This window comes from Aromatoleum petrolei (genome assembly GCF_017894385.1).
In the GTDB taxonomy this organism is placed as follows: domain Bacteria; phylum Pseudomonadota; class Gammaproteobacteria; order Burkholderiales; family Rhodocyclaceae; genus Aromatoleum; species Aromatoleum petrolei.
This window is the reverse complement of sequence record NZ_CP059560.1, coordinates 2,579,762-2,603,163: the sequence shown is the minus strand read 5'-3', so window position 1 is coordinate 2,603,163 and position 23,402 is coordinate 2,579,762. Positions and strand designations below refer to the sequence as shown.

Sequence of the window (23,402 nt, the reverse complement as noted above, 5' to 3'; positions counted from 1 at the left end):
CGGACAGATACCGGCGGGAGCCTCTCATCAGACCCGAATCGCGATACGTGTGGATGCAGGCGCTGCGCGTGCTGGGCCTGGTCGCGCTGCTGGCGCTGATCGTCGGTGCGATCGGCGGCAAGGTCGCGGCGCTGGCGATGCTGTTCGCCGGTCTCCTCGGGATGCTCGCCTGGCAGCTCATCAACCTGCAGCGCCTGGTCGAATGGACGCACACGCCGACGGAAGTTTCGCTGCCCGCCGGGGTCGGCATCTGGGCGCACATCTTCTACGACCTGGACCGGCGTTCGCGCACTTCGGCCGATCTGCGCGAACGCCTGACGGGCGCGCTGGACCGCTTCCACGAGGCCAGCCAGGCGATGCCCGACGGGGTGCTGTACCTGTCGGCGAACGACCGCATCGAGTGGCTCAACCGCAAGGCCGAGCAGCAATTCGGCATCGACGGGCGGCGCGACCACGGGGCGCTGGTGACGACGCTGGTGCGCGAGCCGGAGTTCGTGCGCTTCCTGCAGGGCGGCGATTATGCGGAGCCGCTGGTGCTGCATTCGACGCGCCGCGCGGGGCTCACGCTGCTGGTGCAGGTGGTGCCCTTCGGCGACAAGCAGAAGATGGTGGTGTCGCGCGACATCAGCCAGCTGGAGAAGCTGGAGACGATCCGGCGCGACTTCATCGCCAACGTGTCGCACGAGCTGCGCACGCCGCTGACCGTGGTGACGGGCTTCCTCGAGACGCTGATCGACGGCCGCGACGATTTCACGCCGGAGGACGTGACGCACTTCCTGCAGCTGGCGCTGGAGCAGTCGCTGCGCATGCAGGCGCTGATCGAGGATCTGCTGGCGCTGTCCGCCCTCGAGACGGGCGCGCCGGCGGCGGTGGAGGAGCGCGTGGACGTCGCCGCGCTGGTCCAGAGCATCGCCGAGGATACGCGTCTGCTGTCGAACGGGCGGCACGAGATCGAGGCCGACATCGACGTGCGCGGCGGTTGCGCGATCCTGCTGGGGAGCGAGAAGGAGCTGCGCTCGGCGTTCGCCAACCTCGCCAGCAATGCGGTGCGCTACACTCCTGCCGGGGGACGCATCCGTCTGAGCTGGCGCTGCGCGGACGGCCCAGGGGAATTCGCGGTCGAGGACAACGGCATCGGCATCGCGGCCGAGGACATCCCGCGCCTGACCGAGCGCTTCTACCGCGTCGACCGCGGACGTTCGCGCGAGACGGGCGGCACCGGCCTGGGCTTGGCGATCGTCAAGCACATCCTGTCGCGCCACCAGGCCGAGCTGCGCATCGTCAGCGCGCCCGGCAAGGGGAGCCGCTTCAGCGCGCGCTTCCCGGCTTCGCGCCTGGAGCCGGCGCTTCCAGCGCTTCGTAGCTGACCTGAACGAAATCGGGGCCGCGCAGGAGCGCCTTGACGAGGCGCAGCTGGTAACGCTCGCCGCGGTCGAAAACTTCGATGACGCGTTGCGGCTGGAACCATTTGGACGGCAGGATCAGCGAGGCGCCCGCCTTCAGCGCCGGCGTGGGGGGCAGCATGAAGCCCTCGAGGAAGGTTTCGTGCAGGTTGCCCGCGAGGCCGAAGGGGCGCACCGCGACGACGCGTGGCAAGCCCGGAAGCACCTGCACGCCGGCTTCCATGACGCCGTCGGCGCGATACATGAGCCAGCTGAGCTGCGCGAGCAGGAACTGCTCGCCGTCGGGCGGACGCACGCCGACGAGCTGGTGGTGTTCGAGGCGCTGGGTATGGGGATCCTGGTACAGACGGAAGCCGCTGACCGAGTGGTCGGCGACCTGCCAGTGCTCGCAAGCGAAGCCGAGCCGCGCGGCCGCGCGCCGGCGTTCATTTTCGTTCCAGCGGGGATTATCGGCCTGGGCGACGCGTTCGCCGAAGGTGAGGAGCGAGATGTCGCTGCGCAGGCTGCGTTGCGTGGCGTACAGCGGGGGCTGTTCGAAGACCTTGCCGCTGACGTGGAAGGCGATCGACGACCAGCCGACAGTGAGTTCGGCGCGCCCCTGCGTCCCGCGTCGCGGAAAGCGCCGCCCGGCGGAGGCCAAGCCCCAGGGGCGGTACAGCGACAGCAGCAGCCTGGAGCAGGCGTCCACGGGGCAGTCGGCGCCGAGTCCGAGTGAGGAGGGCGTGACGCCTTGCTTGAACTGCTTGAGGACCGCCTGGATTTGGCCGGCGAGCTTGCTGCCGTCGAAGCGGCGCAGGTTGGCCGAGGGCGTCAGCACACCGACGGGACGCAGGCCGTGGTCGGCGCCGAGGTCGAGTCCGTAGCTGGCCGGCTGCGGGGTTTCGCCGTCGGGCGCCCCGCGCAGCTCGCAATACGGGGCGAAGCGCTGCGCCCAGCGGCATACCCAGCCGAGGTCGCGCTCGCTGCGGCCGTAAGGGTTGGCGAGGTCGACGAGCAGCACGGCGACGAAGGCTTCGGCGGGACTCTGGGCCTTCCAGATGTCGTTGAGCGCATCGGGGACGCGGATCGTCGCGACGCCCTGTGCCTCGGCGGCGCAGAAGCTGTCGTGCAGTGCCGTCCATGTCCCTCGGGGGATTGCGCGGTGGGCGCGGAAGTATTCGAGTGGCACCATCCCCGCGTAGTGGATGCGCCGCTGCGCCAGCAGCGCGCGCTGGTCGGTCGGCCGCAGTTCGGCGCCGCTCGTGCGTGCAACCAGGCCGTAGGAGCGGGCCATCGCCTGCCACAGCGCGATGACGCTGCTCAGCGTCTCGTTCTCCACGCTGTCGGGAGGAAGCGGATGTGAGGCGTAGCGGTTGGCCATCGTGGACTGCGCATATGCGACGTGCGGACGCGCGGCTTCGAGGATCTCGAGGTGTCGTTCCGGTGCGGGCGGGGTGCGCAGCAGTGCCGTCACCATCTCGGACAGCAGCCGGTGGGTCTCGTCGACGTTCAGCGGATGCAGCCTGGCGAGCAGCTCCAGGCATTCGACGGGATCGTGATAACCCATGGGTTCTCCGTTGTGCGTTCGCTCAGGGTGCGCGGGCCTCATCCCGCGGTCTGTTCGGTGAGCATCGCGACCAGCGTCGCGGTGAGGCTGGCCACCGGCGGGGCCGTGCGCGGCGCGGCGGTGCGCAGCGGTGCACTCCAGATCGATTGCGGGAAGTGGGCGTCGTCGGCGAAGCGCGGGATGACGTGCCAGTGCAGGTGCGGGACCATGTTGCCGAGGCTTGCGAGATTGATCTTGTCCGGGCGCATCAGCTGGCGCAGCGCGGCTTCGGTCGCGAGCACGACGTTGAGGAGATGGCGCTGTTCGCCGGCATTGAGGTCGGTCATCTCCGCGCTGTGGTGGTTCCACACGACGCGGCAGAAGCCCGGATAGCCGGGTTCATCGATGAGGATGACGCGGCAGCTGCCGTCGCGCCAGACCAGGGTTTCGTTGGCGGCCAGACACAGTGGGCAATCGGACACGGGTTTCCCCTTCGGCGCTATGGTGAAAGTCGGACTGTAGCCTTTCGGCATGAAGCTGCGAAGTGAAATCTACACGCTGCCCGCGCCGGCGGCGGGGTTCCCGGCGATGGTCGTCGCCTCGCCCAGCGTTTCGATCGCGCCATGCCGAAATGCGAGCAGGGTGCCGGGCGGGATCGCGTGCCACACCTCGTTGTCGGTCAGCGGCGCGGTCGCGATCACGGCGACGCGGTCGGCGGGGGTCGTGAGCTGGCTGAAGTCGACGCTGAGGTCCTGGTCGGAGAGATGCGCGGTGGTGAAGGGGGCCTGTCGGACGATGTAGGTGAGCCGCGTCGAGCAATGGGCGAAGAGGTAGTCGCCATTGGAGAGCAGGAAGTTGAACGGGCCGTGCGCGCCGATGCGGATCGCGAGGCGGCGCAGGGCCGCGTACAGGGCCTCGGGCGGAGGCGGGCCGTCGGGGAATTCGGCCGCGAGGTGCTGCAGGATGTCGCAGAACGCGGCCTCCGAGTCGGTGTTGCCGACCGGCAGGAAGCGTCCGTCGAAGTGCGGCGCGTAATCGAGCAGGTTGCCGTTGTGCGCGAAGATCCAGTAGCTGCCCCACAGCTCGCGCTGGAAGGGGTGGGTGTTGTCGAGCGTGACCTGGCCCTGGGTGGCCTTGCGGATGTGCGCGATGACGTTGAGCGAGCGGATCGGGTAGCTGCGCACCAGCTCCGCGACCGGCGACGAGGCGCTGGGCTGGGGATCGAGGAAGACGCGCACGCCGCGCCCCTCGAAGAAGGCGATGCCCCAGCCGTCGGCATGCACGTCGGTGGCGCCGCCGCGCGCCTGGAAGCCGGCGAACGAGAAGCAGATGTCCGTCGGCACGTTGCAGTTCATTCCGAGGAGCTGGCACATCGCGCGTCCCCCGAGGGTGTTGCGGTGAAAGGGTGGCTTCAGCCTTCCAGCTTGCGTTTCAGCAGTTCGTTGACCTGCGCCGGGTTGGCCTTGCCCTTGCTCGCCTTCATGACCTGGCCGACCAGCGCGTTAAAGGCCTTCTCCTTGCCCGCGCGGAATTCCTCGACCGACTTCTGGTTGGCGGCGAGGACTTCGTCGATCATCGCCTCGATCGCGCCGGCGTCGTTGGTCTGGCGCAGACCCTGGGCTTCGATGATGGCGTCGGCGCTCTCGCCTTCACCATTCCACAGGGCTTCGAACACCTTCTTGCCGATGTTGTTCGAGATCGTGCCGTCGCCGATGCGGGTGACGAGGCCGGCGAGCTGAGCGGGCGACACCGGGGAAGCGGACACGTCGAGCTCCGCCTTGTTGAGGCGTGCGGCGAGATCGCCCATGACCCAGTTCGCGCAAGGCTTGGCGAGGGCGACGCCGGCTGCATCGACGGTCGCCTGGTAGAAGGTGGCGACTTCCTTCGACGCGGTGAGGGTCGTCGCGTCGTAGGCGGATAGGCCCCATTGCTCCATGAAGCGCGCCTTCATCGCGCCCGGCAGTTCCGGCATTTCCGAGGCGACGCGCGCCTTCCAGTCCGGCGAAATCACGAGCGGCAACAGGTCCGGGTCGGGGAAATAGCGGTAGTCGTGCGCATCTTCCTTCGAGCGCATCATGCGCGTCTCGCCGGTGTCGGGGTCGAACAGCACCGTCGCCTGCTGGATCCTGCCGCCGTCCTCGAGGGTGTCGATCTGCCACTGCACCTCGTAGTCGATGGCCTGCTGCAGGAAGCGGAAGGAGTTGAGGTTCTTGATCTCGCGGCGCGTGCCGAGCGGTCCGCCGGGGCGGCGCACGGAGACGTTGGCGTCGCAGCGGAAGGAGCCTTCCTGCATGTTGCCGTCGCAGATGTCGATCCAGCGCACCAGCGCGTGCAGTGCGCGCGCGTAGGCGACGGCCTCGGCGGAGGAGCGCATGTCGGGCTCGGAGACGATCTCCAGCAGCGGCGTGCCGGCGCGGTTCAGATCGATGCCGCTCATGCCGTGGAAGTCCTCGTGCAGCGACTTGCCGGCATCTTCCTCGAGGTGGGCGCGGGTGAGCTGCACGGTCTTCTCGTACGCTTTGTCACCCTCGCCGACTCGGATCGTGATTTCGCCGCCCTGCACCACCGGCAGCTCGAACTGGCTGATCTGGTAGCCCTTCGGGAGGTCGGGGTAGAAGTAGTTCTTGCGCGCGAACACGCTTTTCGGCGCGACTTCGGCGCCGATCGCGAGGCCGAAGCGGATCGCACGCTCGACCGCGCCGCGGTTGAGCACCGGCAGCACGCCGGGCAGCGCGATATCGACGGCGCAGGCCTGCACGTTCGGCGCGGCGCCGAAGGCGGTGCTGGCGCCGGAAAAGATCTTGGAGGCGGTGTTGAGCTGGGCATGTACTTCCAGCCCGATGACGACTTCCCAATCCGATCTGCTCATAGTCCTGTCTCTTGATTCGCTGCGGTCAGGTGCACTGGCCGCTAGACCGGTCCACCAGGATCGGCCATACATATTCGAACGTGCCGCGGGTGCAGCGTTTCGCGCATTCGGAGAATGCGACGGTGACCTGTTCGCCCTGTTCCCACATGCGCACGGTGCAGCCGTCGCGCGCCTGCAGCTCGACGTGCGGCTCCTTGAGCACCTGCCTGAAGTCGGCCAAGTCGAACTTGCAGCTGCCGCGCTTGGGGACGTCGACCGTGGCGGCGAAGGCGCGCACCTCGGAGTAGCTGACGTCCAGCACGGCGCTGCCGCCGTAGCCGACCTCGTCCTTGAAGTGGCAGTCGGTCTTGACGGAGAGCGGGCGCACCGGCATGGGCTTCAGCCGGCCGCGCTGCAGTGCGCGCTCCGGTTCGGCCTCCGCAGCGGATTGCGCCGGGGAGGGCGTGGTCGCAGCGGGCTCCGTCTTGCGCTCGGGCGGGGTCGCGCAGGCGCCCAGCAGCGCGAGGGCTGCGAGCGCGAGCGCGCGGACGGCGGGATGAAGGCGGCGCATGGGACGCTCAGCCCGGACGGCGCAGGTGCCAGTCGGTCGCGTGCTGGTACTGGTGCGCGGTGCCCAGCAGGCGCGCTTCGCCGAAGTAGTCGCCGATGAGCTGCAGGCCGACCGGCAGCTTGCCGGCGCCGAAGCCGCAGGGATGCGACAGGCCGGGCAGGCCGGCGAGGTTTACGGCGATGGTGTAGATGTCCGACAGGTACATCTGCACCGGGTCGTCGGTTTTCTCGCCGATCGCCCACGCGGTGGTCGGGCTGGTCGGGCCGGCGATCACGTCGCATTGCCGGAAGGCGGCCTGGAAGTCCTGCGCGATCAGGCGGCGCAGCTTCTGTGCCTGCAGGTAGTAGGCGTCGTAGTAGCCGTGCGACAGCACGTAGGTGCCGACCAGGATGCGGCGCTTCACTTCGGCGCCGAAGCCTTCGGCGCGGCTCTTCGCGTACATCTCGGCGAGGTCCCGGTATTCGGCCGCGCGGTGGCCGTAGCGCACGCCGTCGAAGCGCGACAGGTTGCTGGAGGCCTCGGCCGGGGCGATCACGTAGTAGGCGGGGATCGCGAGTTTGGCGTTCGGGAGGCTCACCTCGACGGTGCTCGCCCCGAGCCTGCGGTACTGCTCGAGCGCGGCCTCGACCGCGGCGCGCACGTCCTCAGCCATGCCTTCGGCAAAGAATTCGCGCGGCAGGCCGATCCGCAGGCCCGCGAGCGGTTTGTCGGAGGCGGGTGCGGCGATCTCGCGCGCGTAGTCCTCGGCGGGGCGCTCGAGGCTCGTGGAGTCACGCTCGTCGAAGCCCGCCATCGCGGTCAGGAGCTGTGCGCAGTCCGCAGCGGAGGCGCCGAAGGCGCCGCCCTGGTCGAGCGAGCTGGCGTAGGCAATCATGCCGTACCGGCTGACGACGCCGTAGGTGGGTTTGATGCCGGTGATGCCGGTGTGGCCGGCGGGCTGGCGCACCGAGCCGCCGGTGTCGGTGCCGGTGGCGATCGGCGCCAGGCGCGCGGCGACCGCGGCGGCCGAGCCGCCTGAGGAGCCGCCAGGGATGCGCGTCGTATCCCAGGGGTTCTTCACCGGGCCGTAGTGCGAGTTCTCGTTCGACGAGCCCATCGCGAACTCGTCCATGTTGGTCTTGCCCAGGTTCACCGCGCCGGCGGCCTTGAGCAGCGAGACGACGTGCGCGTCGTAGGGGCTGACGAAGTTCGACAGCATCTTCGAGCCGCAGGTCGTGAGCACGCCTTCGGTGCAAAATACGTCTTTGTGCGCGAGCGGGATGCCGGTGAGAGGACCGGCCTGGCCGGCGGCGATGCGCGCGTCGGCGGCCCGCGCGGCCTCGATCGCGCCGTCGCGGTCGACCGTGATGAAGGCGTTGAGTGTCGGGTTGTGCGCGGCGATGCGGTCGAGGAAGAGCGTCGCGAGCTCGACGCTGGAGATCTTCTTCGCGTCCAGCGCGGCGCGCAGTTCGGTGAGGCTGGCGTTGATCATGGCTTACTCGATGACCTTCGGGACGAGGTAGAGGCCCGCTTCGGTCTGCGGGGCGACGCGCTGGAAGGCCTCGCGGCGATCCCGTTCGGTCGCGACGTCGTCGCGCAGGCGCTGAGCGACATCCTGCGGGTGGCTCATCGGCTCGACGCCGCTGGTGTCGACTGCCTGCATCTCTTCGATCAGGCCGAAAATTCCATTCAGTTTGGTGCGCGTGGCCTCGACTTCGCCATCGGCGAGCTCGAGCCGCGCGAGTGCGGCGATGCGCAGGACCTGTTCAGTGGTAAGCGACATGAGGAAACAAAACCCGCTTAAATCACAAAGATTTGTAGGTTATCATACTCGTTTGCCGCCAGTCCGGCCGGGCTTGTCGCCCCCCCATCGCCCACCCTCCTCACCGGTTTCGGGATTTTTCCGCATGTTTGGCTTCCTGCGTTCCTATTTCTCCAACGATCTGGCCATTGACCTTGGCACCGCCAACACGCTGATCTACGTGCGCGGCAAGGGCATCGTGCTCGACGAGCCGTCCGTCGTGGCGATCCGTACCGAGGGCGGGCCCAACGCGAAGCGCACGATCCAGGCGGTCGGCCATGCGGCGAAGCAGATGCTGGGCAAGACGCCGGGCAACATCACCGCGATCCGCCCGATGAAGGACGGGGTGATCGCCGATTTCGTCGTCACCGAGCAGATGATCAAGCAGTTCATCAAGAAGGTGCATGACTCGCGCATGTTCTCGCCCTCCCCGCGCATCATCATCTGCGTGCCCTGCGGTTCGACCCAGGTCGAGCGCCGCGCGATCCGCGACGCGGCGCTCGCGGCGGGCGCCTCGCAGGTGTATCTGATCGAGGAGCCGATGGCGGCGGCGATTGGCGCAGGCCTGCCGGTGTCGGACGCGACCGGTTCGATGGTGGTCGATATCGGCGGTGGCACCACCGAAGTCGGCGTGATCTCGCTGGGCGGCATGGTGTATGCCGGCTCGGTGCGCGTCGGCGGCGACAAGTTCGACGACTCCATCGTCAATTACATCCGCCGCAACTACGGCATGCTGATCGGCGACACGACGGCGGAGAACATCAAGAAGGAAATCGGTTCGGCCTTCCCGGGCTCGGAGGTGCGCGAGATGGAAGTGAAGGGGCGCAACCTCGCCGAGGGCATTCCGCGCAGCTTCACGATTTCGTCGAACGAGATCCTCGAGGCGCTCACCGAACCGCTGAACCAGATCGTGTCGGCGGTGAAGATCGCCCTCGAACAGACTCCGCCCGAACTGGGCGCGGACATCGCCGACCGAGGCATGGTGCTTACCGGCGGCGGCGCGCTGCTGCGCGATCTCGACCGCCTGCTGATGGAAGAGACCGGCCTGCCGGTGATCGTCGCGGAGGAGCCGCTGACCTGCGTCGCGCGCGGCTGCGGCATGGCGCTCGAGAAGATGGACAAGCTCGGCTCCATCTTCGCGTCCGAGTAATTCGCGCCGTCACGACGGGCCTCCGGACTCGTCGCGCTCCGCCGTCCACGCATCACGATGTCCCTCGCCGGTCATCCGTCGCCACCCATCTTCAAGCAGGGACCCACGCCGCTCGTGCGGCTGCTGGTGCTCGTCTCCATCTGCCTGGCGATGCTGGTCGCCGACCTGAAGTTCCGTTACCTCGAAGTGGTGCGCCAGGCGCTGTCGGTGGCGACCTGGCCGCTGCAGATGGCCGCGGCGGCGCCGGCCGATTTCGTGCGCAACGCCGCGGTGTATTTCGCGACGTTGGTCGAGGTGCAGAAGGACAACTCCGCGCTGCGCGGCCGCGAGCTGGAAGCGGCGCAGCGCCTGCTGCGCTTCGAGCAGCTGGAGGAGGAGAATCGCCGCCTGCGCGGGCTCCTCGACATGGGGGCTTCGGTGGCGGCGAAGAGCGTGGCCGCCGAGATTCTCTACGATGCGCCGGACCCCTTCGACCGCAAGGTGATCCTCAACCGCGGCAGCCAGCAGGGCGTCGAGGCCGGCATGGCGGTCGTCAACGAGCAGGGCATGATCGGCCAGGTCACGCGGGTGTATCCGGTGCAGGCGGAGGTCACGCTGATCACGGACAAGGACCAGGCAGTGCCGGTGCAGGTCGCGAGGAACGGCTTGCGCGGCGTGCTCGCCGGGGCGGGACAGGGGCGCCTGGAACTGCGCTTTACCTTGTCGGGCGCGGACGTGCGCGTGGGCGACCGGCTCGTGACCTCGGGCCTCGACGGCCTCTTCCTCGCCGGCCTGCCGGTCGCCGACGTCGTGAGCGTGGATCGCGACGCGCAGACCTTCGCGGTGATCGTGTGCGAGCCGGTCGCCGGCGTCGAGCGCACGACCCAGGTGTTGCTGCTCGGACGTGCCGAGTCGCCGCCGCCGCGTCCTGCGCCGGAGCCGGAACCCGGGCCGAGCAAGGGTCGCAAGGGTTAAGGACAGCCATTCATGCAGCCGACCCACCGCTCCAGTCGCATCCTGCTGCCTGCCAAGACCTGGTTCGCCTGGCTGAGCCTGCTGGTCGCGCTCGCGCTGAGCTACATCCCGACCGGACTGACCCCCGGCGTCCCCGACTGGGTCGCGCTGGTGCTGGCATTCTGGTCGATCCGCGAGCCGCTGCGTGTCGGCATGGGGGCGGGATTCCTGTTCGGTGTGCTGGTCGATATCGGACACGGCGCCGCGATGGGCCAGCATGCGCTCGCCTACGTGGTGCTGTGCTATCTCGCGACTTCGGTGTCGCGGCGCGTGCTGTGGTTCGGGCCGACGCAGCAGGCGCTGCAGATGTTCCCGCTGCTGCTGCTCGCGCAGGTGATCATGGTCGTGGTGCGCCTCGTCGCCGGCGCCGAGTTCCCCGGTTGGTGGTACTTCCTGTCGAGCCTCACGAGCGCGGCGCTGTGGGTGCCGCTGAACTACCTGTTGCTGCTGCCGCAGTACCAGCCGGTGGATCGGGACGACAACCGGCCGATCTGATCCGATGATGGAATTCCGTACCCCCGACGAGGAACTGGGGCGCTTCCGCCGCCGCGTCCTGATCGCGGGCATTTTCATTGCCGTGTGCTTCGGCCTGCTGGTGGCGCGCTTCTGGTTCCTGCAGGTCGTGCGCTACGACTACTACCACACCCGCGCCGAGGACAACCGCATCGCGCTGCTGCCCATCGTGCCGGGGCGCGGTTCGATCACGGACCGCAACGGTGTGCCGATCGCGCGCAACTATGCTGCCTACACGCTGGAGATCACGCCCTCGCGCGTGCGCGACCTCGAGGCGACGATAGACGGGCTGGCGGAGATCGTCGAGATCGACGCGCGCGACCGTCGCCGCTTTCGGAAGCTGCTGGAAGAGAGCAAGAATTTCGAGAGCGTGCCGATCCGCACGCGCCTGACCGAGGAGGAAGTGGCGCGCGTGATCGCACGGCGCTACCAGTTCCCCGGCGTCGAGGTGCAGGCGCGCCTGTTCCGCGACTACCCGCAGGGCGAGCTCGCGTCGCACGTGATCGGCTACATCGGCCGCATCAACCAGCGCGACCGCGAACGCATCGAGGAGTCCGGCGACGACGCGAACTACCGCGGCTCAGAATACATTGGCAAGAGCGGCCTGGAGCAGAGCTACGAGGCCGAGCTGCACGGCATCACCGGCGCCGAGCAGGTGGAGGTGAATGCCGGCGGGCGCGCCGTGCGCCAGTTGGCGCGCACGCCGGGGGTGGCCGGCAATGATCTGGAGCTGACACTCGACATCGAGATGCAGAAGGTCGCCGAGGCGGCCTTCGGCAAGCGTCGCGGCGCGCTGGTCGCGATAGAGCCGACGACGGGGGGCGTGCTCGCGCTGGTCTCCAAACCGGGGTATGACCCCAACCTGTTCGTCGACGGCATCTCGACCGAGGATTGGAAGTCACTCAACGAATCGCCCGACCATCCGCTGGTGAATCGTGCCATCTTCAGCGCCTATCCGCCCGGCTCGACCTTCAAGCCCTTCATGGCGATGGCGGGTCTGTCGGCGGGCAAGCGCACGATCACGCAGACGATTCCCGATCCGGGCTACTTCATGTTCGGCGGCCACCGCTTCATGGACGACAAGATCGGCGGCCACGGCATGGTCGATCTGCCGAAATCCATCGTCGTGTCGTGCAACACCTACTACTACCAGCTCGCCAACGACCTGGGCATCGACGGCATCGCGAACTTCATGCGTCCGTTCGGCTTCGGTTCGCGCACCGGCATCGACGTGCCCGGAGAGGCCGAGGGCGTGCTGCCGACGCCGGAATGGAAGAGGAAGCGCTTCCGCAAGAAGGAACACCAGAAATGGTTCGGCGGCGAGACCATCTCGGTGGGCATCGGCCAGGGCTACAACGCCTACACGCCGCTGCAGATGGCGAATGCGGTGGCGGCGCTGGTCAATGATGGGAAGCTGTTCCGGCCGCACGTCGTACGCCATGTCGTGAGCCCCGTGACGGGCGAGCGCCGCGTCGTCGAGCCCGAACCGATCCGCACCATCCCCTTCAAGCCCGAACATGCGGCCGCGGTGCGTCAGGCGATGGTGGACGTGAACAAGGTCGGCACCGGCGCGCGCGCCTTTGCCGGTGCGCCCTACTCGGCCGGCGGCAAGACCGGCACGGCGCAGGTCTTCTCGCTTCGCGGCCAGCGCTACGTGGAAGGCCGCGTCAGCGAGCGCCTGCGCGACCATTCCTGGTTCATCGCCTACGCGCCGGCCGACAAGCCGACCATCGCGCTCGCGGTACTGGTCGAGAACGGCGGTTTCGGTGCGCAGTCGGCGGCACCGATCGCGCGCCAGGTGATCGACTATCATCTCCTCGGCAAGCGCCGCGACCAGCCGGCGGGTGAGGATGTCGACGCGGCCGGCGAGGGTGACGAACATGCCGGGCACCCGCACGCCGGCGCACATGCCGCGGCCGTGGAACCGGCGCAGCCGCAGGCAGGCGGACAAGACGGGGAGCCTCGTTCAGAATGACCGACACGCGATTTCATCCGCGCGAGCTGCTGCTCGGCTTCCTGCGTCCGATCGATCCGCCGCTGCTCCTGCTGCTCGCCTTGCTCCTCGGCTACGCTTTCGTCCTCATGATGAGCGCCTCGCCGGAGCGCATCCCCTCCCTGCAGGTGAACACGCTCGTCGCACTGGCTGCGATGTGGGTGACGGCGCGCGTGCCGGCGCAGCGCCTGCTGAGCCTCGCGCTGCCGCTGTACGTGGTCGGCGTGCTGCTGCTCGTCGCGGTGGATCTCTTCGGCGAGACCTCGAAAGGCGCGACGCGCTGGCTCGACATCGGCGTCACGCGCATCCAGCCGTCCGAGATCATGAAGATCGCGATGCCGCTGATGCTGGCGTGGTACTTCCAGCAGCGCGAGGGCCAGATCGGCCTGCGCGAGTTCATCGTTGCGGGCCTGCTGCTGGTCGTGCCGGTCGGACTGATCATGGTGCAGCCCGACTTGGGCACCAGCCTGCTGGTGACCGCAGCGGGCATCTATGTCATCTACTTCGCCGGCCTGTCGTGGAAACTGCTGGTGCCCGTCGTCGCGATCGGCGTCATCGGCATCGGCGCGATCGTCGGCTTCGGTGACCAGATCTGCCAGCCGGGCGTCGATTGGCCGGGCCTGCGCGAATATCAGAAGCACCGCGTATGCACCCTGCTCGACCCGACGCAGGATCCGCTCGGCAAGGGCTTCCACATCATCCAATCGACCATCGCCATCGGTTCGGGCGGCGTGCTCGGCAAGGGCTGGATGGACGGCACGCAGACGCACCTCGCCTTCCTGCCTGAGCGCCACACGGACTTCATCTTTTCGGTGCTGGCCGAGGAGTTCGGCCTCATCGGCATCGTCGTGCTGCTGGCGATCTACGTGCTGCTGCTGCTGCGCGGCTTCTACATCGCCGCGATGGCGCCGACGCTCGCGACGCGCCTGCTCGGCGGCGCGATCACGATGATCTTCTTCACCTATGCTTTCGTTAACATGGGCATGGTCAGCGGTATCCTGCCGGTCGTGGGCGTGCCGCTGCCCTTCATCAGCTACGGCGGAACCGCGCTCGTCACGCTGTGTCTCGGCATCGGGATACTGATGAGCATCCAGCGCAGCCGCGTGCTCGCGCAGGCGTGATTACGGAGACTGACTGATGCCGACGCATACCCTGCCAGCCCGCCCGTCCGCGTGCAAGCTGCTGTTCGCGGGCCTGATTGCCGCCATGCTGGCGCTGGCCGGTTGCAGCACGACGCCCTACGTCGACAGCACCGCCGCCACGCCACCCCAGCCAGCGCCAGGCACGAGCGCGGTCGTGCAGAAGCGCGGCGGCGGCTACTACAAGGACGACGGCCCGGGCGACAATCCGCCGGCCAACCTCGACGACATCCCCGATGCGCAGCCGCGCGCCGAGCCGCTGCACCGCTTCGCCAACCGCCCGTACAACGTGTTCGGCGAGGACTATGTGCCGGCGAAGGCCGTGATGCCTTTCCGCCAGCTTGGCCGCGCCAGCTGGTACGGCAAGCGCTTCCACGGCAAGCCCACCTCCAGCGGCGAGCCCTACGACATGTACTCGATGACCGCCGCCCACCCGACGCTGCCGATCCCGAGCTACGCGCGCATCACGCACCGCGCGAGCGGGCGCTCGGTGGTGGTGCGCATCAACGACCGTGGGCCTTTCCACAAGGGCCGCATCATGGATCTCTCCTATGCCGCCGCACATCGCCTGGGCTATGTGAACGTGGGCAGCGCCGAGGTCGAGGTCGAGGCCATCGTGCCCGACGGGGTCGAGCTGGTCGCCACCGAAAATCCGGTCCCGCCGATGCCCGGCCGCCGTCCGGTGGCGCTCGTGCCACCGACGCCGGCGCCGCCGGAGCCGCCGGTGCAGCTCGCGATGGCCGAACCGTCCACGCTCACGGATGCGACGCGCGGCATCTTCCTGCAGCTCGGCGCATTTTCCACCGCCGCGAGTGCCGAAGGTTTTCGCGGCATGGTGCGCGATGCCTTCGCCGAGCATGCCGAGCGGCTCGCCGTCCTCGCCGACGGCAAGCGCTTCCGCTTGCACCTGGGGCCCTTCGGATCGGTCGAGGAGGCAAAGCGCGAGGCGGAGCGCATCGCGCGCGAGCTGAAGTTCCGCCCCTTCGTCGTTACGCGTTGATGCAATCTGAACCAATTGCGGCATGCACCGGTCTCCTGTCGGGGACCGGGCAAGCCTCTATAATCGAACCTTTGTCCCGGCCCTGAGGCCTCGCCGCCTCCGTCTGCCCACTGTCACCCGTCAGCCGATCCTCATGCGCTTCCTCGTTGCCCTGCTGTTTGCCGTCGTCTCCTTCGCTGTTTCCGCCCAGAACGTCCCGCCTCCCACGCTCGCCGCGCGCGCCTGGCTCCTGATGGACCAGGCCACCGGCCAGGTGCTCGCCGCACGCGAGCCCGACGCGCGCATCGAGCCCGCGTCGCTGACCAAGCTGATGACCGCCTATCTCACCTTCGCGGCGCTCAAGAGCGGCAGCATCACGCTGCAGCAGACCGTGCCGGTGTCCGAGAAGGCCTGGCGCATGGAAGGTTCGCGCATGTTCATCCAGCCCGACAAGCCGGTCACGGTCGAGGAGCTGGTGCAAGGGATGATCATCCAGTCCGGCAACGACGCCTGCGTCGCGCTCGCCGAACTGATCGCCGGCAGCGAGGAGTCCTTCGCCCACCTGATGAACCGCGAGGCGCAGCGCCTGGGCATGAAGAACACCAGCTTCATGAACTCCTCGGGCCTGCCCGACCCTAACCACTACACCACTGCGCGCGACCTGTCGCTGCTCGCGTCGGCGATCTCGCGCGACTTCCCCGAGTACTATCGCTACTACTCGCAGAAGGAATACACCTACAACAAGATCACGCAGCCCAACCGCAACCGGCTGCTGTGGCTGGACCCGACCGTCGACGGCCTCAAGACCGGCCACACCGCGGCGGCCGGCTACTGCCTGATCGCGTCCGCCCTGCGCGGCCCGCGACGCCTCGTGTCGGTGGTGCTGGGCACCGATTCCGACACCATCCGCGCGCAGGAATCGCTCAAGCTGTTGAACTACGGCTTCCAGTTCTTCGACACCGCCAAGCTGTACTCAGCGAACCAGGAGCTGTCGCGCTTCCGCGTGTGGAAGGGCGCGCAGAACGAGCTGCCGGTCGGCTTCCTCAACGATTTCGTGATCTCCCTGCCCAAGGGTCAGGCCGAGAAGATCCAGAGCCAGCTCACCAGCCAGCAGCCGGTGGTCGCGCCGCTGCAGAAGGGCCAGCAGGTCGGCACGCTGCAGCTCACGCTCGACGGCCAGCCGATCGGCGAATATCCGGTCGTCGCGCTGCAGGACGTTCCCGTCGCCGGCTTCTTCGGCCGCCTGTGGGATACCATCGTGATGTGGATCAAGAGCCTGTAAGATTTTCCCCGGGGGCACGCATGAGCATCTGTTACCTCGATGGCACCTATCAGCCGCTGAGCGAGGCGCGCATCTCGCCTATGGATCGCGGTTTCCTCTTCGGCGACGGCGCCTACGAGGTGATCCCGGTGTATTCGCGCCGCCCCTTCCGCATCGCCGAGCACATCGCGCGCCTCGGGCGCACGCTGGACGCGGTGCGCATCCCGAACCCGCACACGGCCGCGGAATGGGAAGTGATGGTGAACGAGCTCGTCGCGCGCAACGCCTGGGTGGACCAGTCGATCTACCTGCACGTGTCGCGCGGCCCCGACGAGCGGCGCAACCACGCCTTCCCGGCCGTGATGCGCCCGACGGTGTTCCTCATGAGCGAGGCACTCGTGACGCCCTCGGCCGAGGTGCTGGCGAGCGGCGTCGCAGCCGTGAGCGCGGCGGATTTCCGCTGGGCGCGCTGCGATCTGAAGACCACCGCACTGCTCGCGAACTGCCTGCTGCGCCAGGTCGCCGTCGACAAGGGCTGCGCCGAGACGGTGCTGTTCCGCGACGGCTTCCTCACCGAAGGTGCGGCTTCCAATATCTTCGTCGTGCGCGACGGCGTGCTGCTCGCGCCGCCCAAGAGCCACCTCATGTTGCCGGGCATCACCTACGACGTGGTGCTGGAACTGGCGTCGCGGCACGGTCTCAAACACGAAGTGCGCGAAATCCTCGAGGACGAGGTGCGCACGGCCGAGGAGGTGTGGCTCACTTCGTCGACCAAGGAAGTGCTCGCGATCACCAGCCTCGACGGACGCCCCGTCGGCGACGGCCGGCCCGGCCCGGTGGGGCGCGAGATGTACGCCTGGTACCAGGAATTCAAGAACACGGTGATGCGCGTTGGCTGACCAGAACCCCGAAACCCTCCTCGAGTTTCCCTGCGATTTCCCGATCAAGATCATGGGCGCGCGCGTGGATGAGTTCGCGCAGGTCGTCGTCGACGTCGTGCGCAGGCACGCGCCGGAGTTCGATCCCGCGACGGTGCAGATGCGGCCGTCGAGCAAGGGCAACTACATTTCCCTGACCTGCACCGTGCGTGCCGAGTCGAAGGCGCAGCTCGACGCGTTGTACCGTGACCTGTCCGGTCACCCGCTGGTGAAGGTGGTGCTGTAGTGCAGGTGGCGGAAGCCCTGCCGCTGGTCGTGCGCCGTCTGGGGCTTGTCGAATACGAGCCGACCTGGGCGGCGATGCGCGCCTTCACCGACGCGCGCACCGCGGAGACGCCGGACGAGCTGTGGCTGCTCGAGCACCCGCCGGTGTTTACGCTGGGCCAGGCCGGCAAGCCCGAGCACCTGCTGTGCGAGACCGGCATCCCGCTGGTGAAGATCGACCGCGGCGGCCAGATCACCTACCACGGCCCTGGCCAGATCGTCGTGTACCTCCTCATCGACCTGCACCGCCGCCGCCTCAAGGTGCGCGAGATGGTGAGCCTGATGGAGCAGGCGCTGATCGACTGCCTCGCGGACTACGGCCTCACGGCTGAGCGCAAGGACGGCGCGCCGGGCGTGTACATCGCCGGCGAGAAAATCGCCGCACTGGGCCTGCGTGTCAGGAACGGCTGCAGTTACCACGGCCTCGCGCTCAACGTCGATGCCGACCTCGCGCCGTTCTCGGCGATCAACCCCTGCGGTTACGAGGGGCTGAAGACGATCAGGATGAAGGATTTCGGCGTGACCGACGGCGTCGCGGAAGTGGGGGAGCGTCTGCTTGCCCACCTCGGGCGCCTGCTCGCGCCCCGCCCGGCCGCCGACAGGCCATAATGCAGCGGGCGCCACAAGTGCCCGTGACCCCGAAGAGACGAGAGAATCGCATGAATACCGAGAACCGCAAGCAGCGTGGCGCCGACAAGACCGCGCGCATCCCGATCAAGATCGTGCCCGCTGAGCGCCTGAAGAAGCCCGAGTGGATCCGCATCAAGCTGGGCGCCGGCCAGGAAGCCGAGCGCTTCAACGAGATCAAGGCGACGCTGCGCGACCACAAGCTGCACACGGTGTGCGAGGAAGCCTCCTGTCCGAACATTCACGAATGCTTCGGCAAGGGCACGGCGACCTTCATGATCATGGGCGACATCTGCACGCGTCGCTGCCCGTTCTGCGACGTCGGCCACGGCCGTCCCGAGCCGCTCAATGCGGATGAGCCGAAGGACCTCGCGGCGACGATCGCGGCGATGCGCCTGAATTACGTCGTGATCACCAGCGTCGACCGCGATGACCTGCGCGACGGCGGCGCCCAGCACTTCGTCGAGTGTATCCGCGAGACGCGCGCCGCCTCGCCGAAGACCGCGATCGAGGTGCTGGTGCCGGACTTCCGCGGCCGCATGGAGATCGCGCTGGAGATCTTCGACCAGGCGCCGCCGGACGTCCTGAACCACAATCTCGAGACGGTGCCGCGCCTGTACAAGCAGGCCCGCCCGGGTGCCGATTACGAATATTCGTTGAAGCTGCTCAAGGAATTCAAGGCGCGCCACCCCGAGGTGCCGACCAAGTCGGGCCTGATGGTGGGCCTGGGCGAGACGGACGAGGAGATCCTCGAGGTGATGCGCGACCTGCGCGCGCACGACGTCGAGATGCTGACGATCGGCCAGTACCTGCAGCCTTCGACCGGCCACCTGCCGGTGTTGCGCTACGTGCACCCGGACACCTTCAAGATGTTCGAGACCGAAGCACTGAAGATGGGCTTCAAGAACGCCGCCTGCGGCCCGATGGTGCGCTCGAGCTACTGGGCCGACCAGCAGGCCCACGGCGCCGGGGTCGTCTGAGCCACGCGGGGACGTAGGGCGGGAGGAGCCGAAGGCGGATCCCGCCAAGGTCGGACGTAGAGGGTAGGGAAACGCCGTTTGGCGGGATGCGCTGCGCTTCTCCCGCCCTGCCTGGTTTTCGCCTCGTTGGCGGGCGCAGCAGGACGCGGGACCGAGGGCGAACCCCCGGCCGCGCCCTTCCCCTTTAGCGGAAGAGGCGCTCCTCGCGTTCGTGCCTTTCCTGCTCCTCGATGCTCAGCGTCGCGGTCGGGCGCGCAAGCAGGCGGCCGACGCCGATCGGCTCGCCGCTGACTTCGCAGTAGCCGTAGCTGCCATCCTCGATGCGGCGCAGCGCGGCTTCCACCTTGTGCAGCAGCTTCAGTTCGCGGTCGCGGATGCGCTGTTCCAGCACCTGTTCCTCTTCCTGCGTGGCGCGGTCGGCCTCGTCCGGGGTCGCGACGGTTTCGCGCAGGTGCGAGCGAGTCTCCTCGCTGTTTTCCCGCAGTTCGGCCTGCAGTTGAAGCAGGCGCAGGCGGAAGAATTCGAGCTGCGCGGCGTTCATGTAGTCGTCCGCGGGCATCGCCAGCAGTTCGGCTTCGGAGAGTGTGCCGTTGCGTGTGGCAGTCGCCGTCATCATGAGTTCTCCGTGTTACCACCCCTTGCACCGCAGTGCCGCGGGGTCAAGTGCATTAATGAAAAAAGGGTAACTTCTGCACGCGCATGCTTCCCGTCGCGGGGTATGCTCATGGGCGCTTCGAGTGAAACCCGTCCTGGAGACCATCATGCGTTCCATTCTGCGAGCTTTCGTCCTGCTTGTCATCTGTGCGCCGGCGTGGGCGGCCGGACTGGGGGGCATCACCGACTCGGAGGCCTCCGGCGGCTTGCGCGAGGCGCTGACGCAGGGCGCGGGCCGCGCGGTGGACCTGCTGGGCAAGAAGGACGGCTTCCTCGCCAACAAGAAGGTGAGGATTCCGCTGCCCGACGGATTGGCGCAAGTTGAACCCGTGATGCGCATGGCTGGCCGCGGCAAGGATTTCGACAATCTCGTGACGACGATGAATCGCGCCGCCGAGGCCGCCGTGCCCGAGGCGAAGGTGCTGCTGGTCGATGCGGTAAAGCAGATGTCGGTCGAGGATGCGCGCAACATCCTGACCGGCGGCGATGATTCGGCGACGCGCTATTTCAAGTCGAAGACGCAGGCGCGGCTCGCCGAGAAGTTCCTGCCGATCGTGAAGGAAAGCACCGACCGTCTTGCGCTGGCCGGGCAATACAACAAGCTCGCGGGCCAGGCGGCGAGCTTCGGACTGGTGAAGGATGAGGACGCGCAAATCGAGGGCTACGTGACGCGCAAGGCGCTCGACGGCCTCTACGTGATGATCGCCGAGGAAGAGAAGGCGATCCGCAGGAACCCGATGCAGGCGGCCGGGTCGCTGGCGCAGAAGGTGTTCGGGCTGCTGGGGCAGTAAGGGGGCCGCTCGCGCCCGCTTCGGGTTGTAAGCGGGCCGATGCGACGGAGGTGATGCGGTAAAATCCGCACTCGCGCCGCCTGCGGGCGGCGCTGCCTTTTTCCTCACCGTAGTCCCCCGCAAGGCCCATGTCCGCTCTCCTCAACGCCCCGCAGCGCGAAGCGATCCGCTATCTCGACGGCCCCAGCCTGGTGCTCGCCGGCGCCGGCAGCGGCAAGACGCGGGTGATCACGCACAAGATCGCACACCTCATCAACGAGTGCGGGCTGAACCCGTCGAACATCGCGGCGATCACCTTCACCAACAAGGCGGCGAAGGAGATGCAGGAGCGCGTCGCGGGCCTGATGGGCGGGCGCGCGCCCGGGGGGCTCACGGTGTGCACCTTCCATGCGCTGGGCGTGAAGATGATCCGCCAGGAGGCGGTGCACTGCGGACTCAAGCCACAGTTCTCCATCCTCGATGCTTCCGACACGGTACAGATCGTCTCCGACATCTCGCGCGATTCGGACAAGGCACGTTCGAAGGCGATGCAGTGGCAGATCTCGGGCTGGAAGAACGCGATGATCACGCCGGCCGAGGCGGCGCAGCTCGCCGACGACGAGATCTCGTCGGCCGCGGCGATGCTGTACGCGGAGTACGAGCGCACGCTGCGCGCCTACCAGGCCGTGGATTTCGACGACCTGATCTCGCTGCCGGTGCGGTTGCTCGAAGACAACCCGGACGTGCGCGAGCGCTGGCAGAACAAGCTGCGCTACCTGCTCGTCGACGAGTACCAGGACACGAACAAGGCGCAGTACCGCCTGCTGCGCCAGCTCTCGGGCGTGCGCGGGGCGTTCACGGCGGTGGGCGACGACGACCAGGCGATCTACGCGTGGCGCGGGGCGGACGTCGAGAACCTGAAGCTCTTGCAGCAGGACTATCCGAAGCTGAAAGTCATCAAGCTGGAGCAGAACTACCGCTCGTCGCGGCGCATCCTCACCGCGGCGAACACGGTCATCGCGAACAACGAGAAGCTCTTCGAGAAGCAGCTGTGGTCGGAGCACGGCGACGGCGAGCAGATCGCGGTGACGGCCTGTCGCGACGCGGACCACGAGGCGGAGTGGATCGCCTCCAAGATCAGCGCGCACAAGTTCGAGCACCGCACGAAGTTCTCCGACTACGCGATCCTGTACCGCGGCAACCACCAGGCGCGCGTGGTCGAGCAGCAGCTGCGCAACCAGAAGATTCCCTATGTGATGTCGGGCGGACAGTCCTTCTTCGACAAGGCGGAGATCCGCGACCTGATGTCGTGGCTGCGCCTGCTGATGAACGAGGACGACGATCTGGCCTTCATCCGCGCGATCACGACGCCACGGCGCGGGGTGGGTGCGGCGACGATCGAGGCGCTCGGCAACTACGCCGGTCGGCGCCACGTGAGCTTCTTTGCGGCGGTGTTCGAGGAAGGCGCGGCGCATGCGCTGAATGCGCGCCAGATCGAGCAGCTGCAGGAGTTCGGCAACTTCATCAACCGCATGCAGTACCGCGCCCACCGCGAGCCGGCCGCGCGCGTGCTGGAGGACCTGCTGGCGGCGATCCGTTACGAGGCTTGGCTGTTCGAGCATCTCGACACGCGCGAGGCGGAGTCGAAGTGGAGCAACGTGCGCGATTTCGTCGGCTGGCTGGGCAGAAAGGGCGAGGCCGACAACAAGAACCTGATCGAGCTGACGCAGACGATTGCGCTGATCTCGATGCTGGACAAGGACGACGCCGAGTTCGACGGCGTGCAACTCGCGACCCTGCACGCGTCGAAGGGGCTGGAGTTCAAGCACGTGTTCCTCGTCGGCGTCGAGGAGGGCCTGCTACCGCACCAGTCTTCGATTGACGAGGACAAGGTGGACGAGGAGCGGCGCCTGATGTACGTGGGCATCACGCGCGCGCAGCGCACGCTCAACATCACGTGGTGCGAGCGGCGCAAGGCGGGCAAGGAGACGCGCACCTGCGAGCCCTCGCGCTTCATCGCCGAGATGGGCGGCGACATCAGGATGAGCGACCGCAAGACGAACGCGCCGGTGTCGAAGGAAGAGGGCCGCGCGCGCCTCGCCAACCTGATGGCGATGCTGGAACGGCGCTGAGGCCCGGCTGCCGGGCATTGCATTCCACTGCAATAGGGAAAAGCGTCTAGCGCGCTTCTTCATCCCTCCAATTTCGGCCGTCTCGTTGCGGGCCTAGAGTGGCATCGACTCCCAAACCACTGGAGCGTTGTCATGAAAGAACAAGATCCGCGTGAAGTGTCGGCCTCGCGTCGCGCCTTCCTGCGCGGCATTCCGGTGATCACCGCCGCGGCGGCCGCCCTTCCCGCTCCGGCGCTCGCGGCGCAGGGCCGGCACCACTGGGCGATGCTCGTCGACCTGCGCAAGTGCATCGGCTGCCAGGCCTGCACGGTGGCGTGCATCCAGGAAAACGCGGTGCCGGAAGGCAGCTTCCGCACCGTGGTGTCGACCTACAGCGTGAAGCTCGCCGATTCCACCCAACCGGCCGGCACCTACATGCTGCCGCGCCTGTGCAACCACTGCGACGAGCCGCCGTGCATCCCGGTGTGCCCGGTCGGCGCGACCTTCAAGCGCGAGGACGGCATCGTCGCCGTCGATGGCGAGCGCTGCGTCGGCTGTGCGTACTGCGTGCAGGCCTGCCCGTACGACGCGCGCTTCATCAATCACGCGACCAACAAGGCCGACAAATGCACATTCTGCGCACATCGCGTGGATGCGGGGCTGCTGCCGGCCTGCGTCGAGACCTGCGTGGGCGGCGCGCGCATCTTCGGCGACCTGAACGATCCGCAGGGCGAACTGCGCCGCCGCCTCGACGCCGCCAAGGCCGAGCTGAAGGTGCTCAAGCCCGAGCAGGGCACCGAACCGCGCGTGTTCTACATCGGCCTCGACGAACGCTTCCAGGGCAAGGTCGAGGGCCAGGGCACGCTGTGGCAGCCGCGCAAGGCGCACGCGTGAGGCGAACAG

At 67.7% G+C, this 23,402-nt stretch carries 23 protein-coding genes; 15 read left to right on the top strand and 8 right to left on the bottom strand.

The window, feature by feature from the left end; all coding sequences use genetic code 11:
• The first annotated feature begins 53 nt into the window (after positions 1 to 53).
• Positions 54 to 1,367 (top strand): phosphate regulon sensor histidine kinase PhoR, encoded by a 1,314-nt coding sequence (phoR, locus tag ToN1_RS11905; protein ID WP_169207069.1) that lies wholly within the window; start codon positions 54 to 56, stop codon positions 1,365 to 1,367.
• On the opposite strand, the gene ToN1_RS11900 is transcribed toward phoR, so the two are convergent.
• The 7 genes from ToN1_RS11900 to gatC are packed head-to-tail and all read right to left on the bottom strand — an operon-like array spanning position 1,309 to position 8,109.
• Positions 1,309 to 2,949: a hypothetical protein gene (locus ToN1_RS11900; RefSeq protein ID WP_169207046.1), complete on the bottom strand. Its 1,641-nt coding sequence runs from the start codon at positions 2,947 to 2,949 to the stop codon at positions 1,309 to 1,311. The two genes, phoR and ToN1_RS11900, sit on opposite strands and share 59 nt — an antisense overlap.
• Before the next feature lie 38 nt (positions 2,950 to 2,987).
• Complete coding sequence (locus tag ToN1_RS11895; protein ID WP_211162166.1) at positions 2,988 to 3,461, bottom strand: HIT family protein; 474 nt, start codon at positions 3,459 to 3,461, stop codon at positions 2,988 to 2,990.
• A gap of 18 nt (positions 3,462 to 3,479) precedes the next feature.
• Positions 3,480 to 4,301, bottom strand: a complete 822-nt coding sequence (locus tag ToN1_RS11890; protein ID WP_169207048.1) for a class II glutamine amidotransferase — start codon at positions 4,299 to 4,301, stop codon at positions 3,480 to 3,482.
• A gap of 38 nt (positions 4,302 to 4,339) precedes the next feature.
• Entirely contained in the window at positions 4,340 to 5,797 is a 1,458-nt protein-coding gene (gene gatB / locus ToN1_RS11885; protein WP_169207049.1) for an Asp-tRNA(Asn)/Glu-tRNA(Gln) amidotransferase subunit GatB, read from the bottom strand.
• 25 nt (positions 5,798 to 5,822) lie between these two features.
• Entirely contained in the window at positions 5,823 to 6,347 is a 525-nt protein-coding gene (locus tag ToN1_RS11880; RefSeq protein WP_169207050.1) for a hypothetical protein, read from the bottom strand.
• Between the two features lie 7 nt (positions 6,348 to 6,354).
• On the bottom strand, positions 6,355 to 7,818 hold the full coding sequence (gene gatA / locus ToN1_RS11875) for an Asp-tRNA(Asn)/Glu-tRNA(Gln) amidotransferase subunit GatA (protein ID WP_169207051.1): 1,464 nt from the start codon (positions 7,816 to 7,818) through the stop codon (positions 6,355 to 6,357).
• A 3-nt stretch (positions 7,819 to 7,821) separates the two neighbouring features.
• A complete protein-coding gene (gene gatC, locus ToN1_RS11870) occupies positions 7,822 to 8,109 on the bottom strand; it encodes an Asp-tRNA(Asn)/Glu-tRNA(Gln) amidotransferase subunit GatC (RefSeq protein ID WP_169207052.1) in 288 nt (95 codons plus the stop codon).
• 124 nt (positions 8,110 to 8,233) lie between these two features.
• On the opposite strand from gatC, the gene ToN1_RS11865 reads away from it, so the two are divergent.
• The 11 genes from ToN1_RS11865 to lipA all read left to right on the top strand — a co-directional run bounded on the left by ToN1_RS11865 (position 8,234) and on the right by lipA (position 18,964).
• Positions 8,234 to 9,277, top strand: a complete 1,044-nt coding sequence (locus ToN1_RS11865; protein WP_076602349.1) for a rod shape-determining protein — start codon at positions 8,234 to 8,236, stop codon at positions 9,275 to 9,277.
• A 57-nt stretch (positions 9,278 to 9,334) separates the two neighbouring features.
• Positions 9,335 to 10,231: a rod shape-determining protein MreC gene (mreC, locus tag ToN1_RS11860; protein WP_169207053.1), complete on the top strand. Its 897-nt coding sequence runs from the start codon at positions 9,335 to 9,337 to the stop codon at positions 10,229 to 10,231.
• Positions 10,232 to 10,243: 12 nt separating this feature from the next.
• Positions 10,244 to 10,765, top strand: a complete 522-nt coding sequence (gene mreD, locus ToN1_RS11855; RefSeq protein ID WP_169207054.1) for a rod shape-determining protein MreD — start codon at positions 10,244 to 10,246, stop codon at positions 10,763 to 10,765.
• 4 nt (positions 10,766 to 10,769) lie between these two features.
• Entirely contained in the window at positions 10,770 to 12,758 is a 1,989-nt protein-coding gene (gene mrdA / locus ToN1_RS11850) for a penicillin-binding protein 2 (RefSeq protein ID WP_169207055.1), read from the top strand.
• On the top strand, positions 12,755 to 13,897 hold the full coding sequence (rodA, locus tag ToN1_RS11845) for a rod shape-determining protein RodA (protein ID WP_169207056.1): 1,143 nt from the start codon (positions 12,755 to 12,757) through the stop codon (positions 13,895 to 13,897). Before mrdA ends, rodA begins: the two co-directional genes overlap by 4 nt.
• 16 nt (positions 13,898 to 13,913) lie before the next feature.
• Positions 13,914 to 14,915, top strand: a complete 1,002-nt coding sequence (locus ToN1_RS11840; RefSeq protein WP_169207057.1) for a septal ring lytic transglycosylase RlpA family protein — start codon at positions 13,914 to 13,916, stop codon at positions 14,913 to 14,915.
• 133 nt (positions 14,916 to 15,048) lie between these two features.
• On the top strand, positions 15,049 to 16,176 hold the full coding sequence (locus ToN1_RS11835) for a D-alanyl-D-alanine carboxypeptidase family protein (RefSeq protein WP_169207058.1): 1,128 nt from the start codon (positions 15,049 to 15,051) through the stop codon (positions 16,174 to 16,176).
• Between the two features lie 20 nt (positions 16,177 to 16,196).
• Positions 16,197 to 17,054, top strand: coding sequence for an aminotransferase class IV (locus ToN1_RS11830; RefSeq protein ID WP_169207059.1), 858 nt, complete (start codon positions 16,197 to 16,199; stop codon positions 17,052 to 17,054).
• Between the two features lie 52 nt (positions 17,055 to 17,106).
• Complete coding sequence (locus ToN1_RS11825; protein ID WP_425305835.1) at positions 17,107 to 17,319, top strand: YbeD family protein; 213 nt, start codon at positions 17,107 to 17,109, stop codon at positions 17,317 to 17,319.
• Positions 17,320 to 17,342: 23 nt separating this feature from the next.
• A complete protein-coding gene (gene lipB, locus ToN1_RS11820) occupies positions 17,343 to 17,966 on the top strand; it encodes a lipoyl(octanoyl) transferase LipB (protein WP_244861056.1) in 624 nt (207 codons plus the stop codon).
• 50 nt (positions 17,967 to 18,016) lie between these two features.
• Positions 18,017 to 18,964 (top strand): lipoyl synthase, encoded by a 948-nt coding sequence (gene lipA / locus ToN1_RS11815; protein ID WP_169207062.1) that lies wholly within the window; start codon positions 18,017 to 18,019, stop codon positions 18,962 to 18,964.
• Between the two features lie 184 nt (positions 18,965 to 19,148).
• Here lipA and dksA read toward each other — a convergent pair whose 3' ends face one another.
• Positions 19,149 to 19,580 (bottom strand): RNA polymerase-binding protein DksA, encoded by a 432-nt coding sequence (gene dksA, locus ToN1_RS11810; protein WP_425305833.1) that lies wholly within the window; start codon positions 19,578 to 19,580, stop codon positions 19,149 to 19,151.
• A 145-nt stretch (positions 19,581 to 19,725) separates the two neighbouring features.
• Here dksA and ToN1_RS11805 point away from each other — a divergent pair, with 145 nt between their 5' ends.
• From ToN1_RS11805 to dsrO, 3 genes are all read left to right on the top strand, one after another.
• The gene (locus tag ToN1_RS11805) at positions 19,726 to 20,409 is read left to right on the top strand and encodes a DUF4197 domain-containing protein (RefSeq protein WP_169207063.1); all 684 of its coding nucleotides are present in this window, start codon (positions 19,726 to 19,728) and stop codon (positions 20,407 to 20,409) included.
• A 128-nt stretch (positions 20,410 to 20,537) separates the two neighbouring features.
• Positions 20,538 to 22,520 carry a UvrD-helicase domain-containing protein gene (locus ToN1_RS11800; protein WP_169207064.1) on the top strand — a complete coding sequence of 661 codons (1,983 nt, stop codon included), beginning with the start codon at positions 20,538 to 20,540 and terminating at the stop codon, positions 22,518 to 22,520.
• Between the two features lie 132 nt (positions 22,521 to 22,652).
• Complete coding sequence (gene dsrO, locus ToN1_RS11795) at positions 22,653 to 23,393, top strand: sulfate reduction electron transfer complex DsrMKJOP subunit DsrO (protein ID WP_169207065.1); 741 nt, start codon at positions 22,653 to 22,655, stop codon at positions 23,391 to 23,393.
• The last annotated feature ends 9 nt before the right edge of the window (positions 23,394 to 23,402 follow it).

What these genes read in the sequence shown, in the direction of transcription:
- phoR (WP_169207069.1), top strand. Translation starts at nt 54, where the DNA reads ATGCAGGCGCTGCGCGTGCTGGGCCTGGTCGCGCTGCTGGCGCTGATC.
- ToN1_RS11900 (WP_169207046.1), bottom strand. Translation starts at nt 2,949, where the DNA reads ATGGGTTATCACGATCCCGTCGAATGCCTGGAGCTGCTCGCCAGGCTG.
- ToN1_RS11895 (WP_211162166.1), bottom strand. Translation starts at nt 3,461, where the DNA reads ATGCCGAAAGGCTACAGTCCGACTTTCACCATAGCGCCGAAGGGGAAA.
- ToN1_RS11890 (WP_169207048.1), bottom strand. Translation starts at nt 4,301, where the DNA reads ATGTGCCAGCTCCTCGGAATGAACTGCAACGTGCCGACGGACATCTGC.
- gatB (WP_169207049.1), bottom strand. Translation starts at nt 5,797, where the DNA reads ATGAGCAGATCGGATTGGGAAGTCGTCATCGGGCTGGAAGTACATGCC.
- ToN1_RS11880 (WP_169207050.1), bottom strand. Translation starts at nt 6,347, where the DNA reads ATGCGCCGCCTTCATCCCGCCGTCCGCGCGCTCGCGCTCGCAGCCCTC.
- gatA (WP_169207051.1), bottom strand. Translation starts at nt 7,818, where the DNA reads ATGATCAACGCCAGCCTCACCGAACTGCGCGCCGCGCTGGACGCGAAG.
- gatC (WP_169207052.1), bottom strand. Translation starts at nt 8,109, where the DNA reads ATGTCGCTTACCACTGAACAGGTCCTGCGCATCGCCGCACTCGCGCGG.
- ToN1_RS11865 (WP_076602349.1), top strand. Translation starts at nt 8,234, where the DNA reads ATGTTTGGCTTCCTGCGTTCCTATTTCTCCAACGATCTGGCCATTGAC.
- mreC (WP_169207053.1), top strand. Translation starts at nt 9,335, where the DNA reads ATGTCCCTCGCCGGTCATCCGTCGCCACCCATCTTCAAGCAGGGACCC.
- mreD (WP_169207054.1), top strand. Translation starts at nt 10,244, where the DNA reads ATGCAGCCGACCCACCGCTCCAGTCGCATCCTGCTGCCTGCCAAGACC.
- mrdA (WP_169207055.1), top strand. Translation starts at nt 10,770, where the DNA reads ATGATGGAATTCCGTACCCCCGACGAGGAACTGGGGCGCTTCCGCCGC.
- rodA (WP_169207056.1), top strand. Translation starts at nt 12,755, where the DNA reads ATGACCGACACGCGATTTCATCCGCGCGAGCTGCTGCTCGGCTTCCTG.
- ToN1_RS11840 (WP_169207057.1), top strand. Translation starts at nt 13,914, where the DNA reads ATGCCGACGCATACCCTGCCAGCCCGCCCGTCCGCGTGCAAGCTGCTG.
- ToN1_RS11835 (WP_169207058.1), top strand. Translation starts at nt 15,049, where the DNA reads ATGCGCTTCCTCGTTGCCCTGCTGTTTGCCGTCGTCTCCTTCGCTGTT.
- ToN1_RS11830 (WP_169207059.1), top strand. Translation starts at nt 16,197, where the DNA reads ATGAGCATCTGTTACCTCGATGGCACCTATCAGCCGCTGAGCGAGGCG.
- ToN1_RS11825 (WP_425305835.1), top strand. Translation starts at nt 17,107, where the DNA reads ATGGGCGCGCGCGTGGATGAGTTCGCGCAGGTCGTCGTCGACGTCGTG.
- lipA (WP_169207062.1), top strand. Translation starts at nt 18,017, where the DNA reads ATGAATACCGAGAACCGCAAGCAGCGTGGCGCCGACAAGACCGCGCGC.
- dksA (WP_425305833.1), bottom strand. Translation starts at nt 19,580, where the DNA reads ATGATGACGGCGACTGCCACACGCAACGGCACACTCTCCGAAGCCGAA.
- ToN1_RS11805 (WP_169207063.1), top strand. Translation starts at nt 19,726, where the DNA reads ATGCGTTCCATTCTGCGAGCTTTCGTCCTGCTTGTCATCTGTGCGCCG.
- ToN1_RS11800 (WP_169207064.1), top strand. Translation starts at nt 20,538, where the DNA reads ATGTCCGCTCTCCTCAACGCCCCGCAGCGCGAAGCGATCCGCTATCTC.
- dsrO (WP_169207065.1), top strand. Translation starts at nt 22,653, where the DNA reads ATGAAAGAACAAGATCCGCGTGAAGTGTCGGCCTCGCGTCGCGCCTTC.